Source organism: Inquilinus sp. OTU3971, from assembly GCF_038440215.1.
In genome coordinates this window covers 1-3,668 of sequence record NZ_JASATH010000358.1, presented here as the reverse complement: position 1 = coordinate 3,668, position 3,668 = coordinate 1, and the positions used below count along the sequence as shown (strand labels likewise).

At 69.7% G+C, this 3,668-nt stretch carries 4 protein-coding genes; all 4 read right to left on the bottom strand.

The genetic code is table 11. The features are described from left to right. Nucleotides 1-79: 79 nt before the first annotated feature. On the bottom strand, nt 80-1,072 hold the full coding sequence (locus tag AAHM41_RS39535; protein ID WP_342242129.1) for a tyrosine-type recombinase/integrase: 993 nt from the start codon (nt 1,070-1,072) through the stop codon (nt 80-82). A gap of 46 nt (nt 1,073-1,118) precedes the next feature. Next, a complete protein-coding gene (locus tag AAHM41_RS39530; RefSeq protein ID WP_342242128.1) occupies nt 1,119-1,700 on the bottom strand; it encodes an AAA family ATPase in 582 nt (193 codons plus the stop codon). Nucleotides 1,701-1,716: 16 nt separating this feature from the next. Beyond that, nucleotides 1,717-2,259 carry a 2'-5' RNA ligase family protein gene (locus AAHM41_RS39525; protein WP_342242127.1) on the bottom strand — a complete coding sequence of 181 codons (543 nt, stop codon included), beginning with the start codon at nt 2,257-2,259 and terminating at the stop codon, nt 1,717-1,719. Between the two features lie 674 nt (nt 2,260-2,933). Beyond that, a partial coding sequence (locus AAHM41_RS39520) for a hypothetical protein (protein WP_342242126.1) occupies nt 2,934-3,668 on the bottom strand: 735 nt, incomplete at its 5' end.

Here is a 3,668-nt window from a genome sequence, read left to right as displayed (position 1 = left end):
TTCTGGACAGCAAGACTTTGCGACCGCCTTCCAGCCGCGCCTATTCATCCGCGAGCAGCTTGCCGGTGAAGTTGCCCTGTCACAAACTCGAATGCCGCCGGTAGCCGCGGGCGGTGCGGGCGTCCTTCCAGCGGCCGTGCTGCATCGCCGCCTCGAGCGGCACGCCCTTGCGGTCGGCGGCGGTCATCATGCCGGCGCGCAGGCTGTGCCCGGAAAACTCCCCCTCGGCCAGCCCGGTCCCCTTGATCACCCGCTTGACCAGCCGGGCGACGGTCTTGCTATCGATCGGCTGCAGCCGGCCGTCGAGCCCGTAGGTCAGGTGGCCGCCGCGGTCGATCCGGCAGTACAGCGGCCCGGGCGCGTCCCCGGGGGCGGCGAGCCAGGCCGCGACCGCGGTGACGGCGCAGAGCGGCGATCGCGGCACCGCCTGGATGCCGACCTCCTCCCCTCGCCTTTCCTGGTCGGTCTTGGAGCCGGCGACGAACAGCACCAGGCCTTCGGCGGTGAAGCTGACGTCCCGCAGGTCGAAGCCGGTGAGCTCGGAGCGGCGGAAGCCGCCGGCGAAGCCGGTCAGCAACAGCGCCCGGTCGCGCAGGCAGCGCTTCGGCGCCGAGGCCGTGGCCAGATCGAGCAGCAACAGGACCGCCCGCAGGTTCTCCTCGAGCAGCGCCGCCTTCTTGTCCGGGCGGGCGCCCTTGGTCCGCCGCAGACCGGCGAGGAAGGCCCGGAACTGGGCGTCGTCGAAGTGCAGCGGTCGGCCGAGCCGGCGTCGGATCTCCAGCACCGCGGCGCGGCGCAGTTCGAGGGTGGAGAGCTTGCGCGTCTCCGACAGGGCGGTGAGGTGCATCGCCAGCCAGGGGGCGTCAGCCGCCTGCGGGTCCAGACCGAAGCCGAGGCACCATTCGCTCCACTGCCGCCAGGCCGAACCGTAGGCTTTTCGAGTATTGGCCGAGAGCGAGGCCTCGACCAACTCGTCGGCCCGCGCGGCCAGGCGGCGGATTTCGGCGCGCTGGAGGTCGGTCAGGCCGTTCGCCCCGTCGGCGTCCGGCAGCACCGCTGTCGGGCGCGGCACGGGGCCGCCGGGGCGGCCTCCCCTCCTCCACCGATCGTCTCGTCGATCATGGCGCGTCCAGCAATGTCAGGTGCCTGGCGTCGGCCGGCGCCAGGCGGCCGCGAACGGCCCGCAGATGCGCCTCGATCGCCGCGGCTGCGTCGGCGAGATGGGTGGTGTCGAGGTCGAGCCGCTCGGGCACGTCGGGCTTCGGCAGCCGGTCGGAGCGGATCATCGCCGCCAGCACGTTCGGGTCGGTCAACTTGCGTCCCTGGCGCTCGAGTCTCTGGACCCCGGAGCGCAGCACGGTGTCGTCGGCCTCGGGCACCACCGGCACCAGCGGCACGCCCCGAGTCTCGGCGAGGGCGACGACATGGCGCCAGGCCTCGCGCTCGCGCGCAGCGCCGAGGCGCAGGGCGTTGGTCATGACGAAGGTCTCCGATCGCGGCCGGTCGGCCAGGGCCTGGCAGGCGGCGGCGCGCACCGTCTCGTAGAGCGGCCAGCGCGCCGGGTCGTCGATGCCGGCGCAGCGGATGGCGACGTCGTGCAGCAGGTGGTTGTCGATCAGCCGGGCCCGGAGCCGGTGCGCCAGCAGCTGCGCGACGGTGAGCTTACCGACGCCGGGCCAGCCATTGAGATGCACGATCACCCTCCCCCTCCCCCGCTCACGGGTGCGCCGGCAGGGCCCGCGACCACAGCACCTCGACCGGATGGAACCGGACCAGCGACATCCGGTGCAATATTGCCGGACGCGGACGCCAGGCCGCGATCGCGTTGCGGACCGCCGTCGGCACCGCGGCCAGACGAAGGCCCTCGCCGAGCGTCACATGCGGCACCCAGTTTTCCGGCAGGTAGTGGGCCCAGCAGCGCGGGCCGGACGCCCAGGTCGCCTGGTGATAGGCGCGGTGCACGGCCAGCAGCTCGGCCGAGACCACCGGGGCTGCGAACAGGACGGCAGGCGGTCCCGGGAACAGGCCCAGGCTCGCCAGCTGGATGGCGATCGCGGGCTGCCGCTCAGCGAAGCGCTGCAGCGACACGGTGACCGCCGCCGGGACCAGGCGATCGTAGACGGCGAGCGAAAGATGCGGCGCGACCTTGGCCCGCCGCGGCGTCATCGCGTCCGCGTCGGCGCGCTCGACGGCCTCGATCAGGGTCGCCAGGGCGGCGGCGCTGTGCGGGTCGAGATCGAGGTGGACGGCGAACGGCACGGGGCCTCCGGAGCGGCGACCGGACGAGTCTAGCCCTCGCGTGGCCCAGGCGGAAGTCCCAATGCCCGATATTCCCCCTTATTGCCCAATGAAATCAAAGGATTACGATGGCCGCAGACTCGTGGCCGCGGAGCACCGCAGCCGGACCACCGAGCTCCTGCCATGGCCACGGCGGCTGGCACCGCGGGCAGGCCGCCGGACCGTGACCGTCGATCGCCTTCGCCCCGATCATCGACCATGTCACCCGGAGGCTCGGCAAAGACGAGGACTGATTTCAGAAACTCTGGATCAATTTCGACCCCGAAGTCGGTCGGCTGCGGTTCACGTTTGGCTCAAGCTCAGATCCCCAGAGTAGATCTCCCGCGGTCCTCACCGAAGGCTGACGTCACACTGCGCCGATCGACCAGATTGAATCGTGATTGCGATCTGCCGCAGGCCGCGCCATACCAGCCGAGTGCAAAATAGGGCGACCAGTCTGGGGAGAGCGCCCGATGGTGGAGACGGATCTGGTCACGGTTGACCGTACCGAATTCTTCATCGCTTACGAATTCGTGAGCTTCGGAGGCTTCGGCGAGAATATGGCCTACATCTCACTCGACACCGGGAAAATCCACTTGGTGTCGGCATCTGTCGACATGATGGAGGAAGAAGCGGTACCGGACGATTTGGAAACCTCAGATCGATACATCGCCATGCCGCACAAGAATGAACTCGGTCTCGGCCGCGATCTGGCGCTGCGCTTTGCCGCTCGCGAGCTTCCGGACGACCACCATGCCGTCAAGGACATGTTCAGGCGGAAGGGGGCGTATCGGAACTTCAGGCGCTTGCTGGAAACGCGGGACGTGCTGCAGAGGTGGTACGACTTCGAGAACCGCGAAACCGAAGATGCCCTGAATATCTGGTGCGAGGAAAACGGCATCCAGCTGGCTGACTCTTCGGTGAAGAGCCCATAGTCCTTCATTCAAGCGGGCGCTGCCGACGGCGCCGCGTCCGTCCGCTTCGGAAGATCCGCCTTGTTGCGGAGCGTCTGCAAAGAGGCCGATCGCGGAAGGGGACCGAGCGCCTATTGGCCCTGCAGCAGCCTGCCCGCAAAATTCCCCGCCCATAGACTCGAGTGCCGCCGATAGATCCGGACCGCGCTGTAGCTCCTCCATCGCCTGTTCGAAGGGCACGCCGAGCCGGTCCGCCGCGGTCATCATCCCGGCGCGCAGGCTGTGCCCCGAAAACTCCCCCGCGTCGACGCCTGTGCGGGCGATCGCGCGCTTGACCAGCCGGGCGATCGTCGCCGGGTCGACCGGCAGCATGCGGCCGTCGGCGCCGGCCACGAGATTGCCGCCGCGGTCGAGCCGGCTGAACAGGGCGCCGGGAGCATCGCCGCGGGCCTCGAGCCAGCGCCGCAGGGCGGTGAT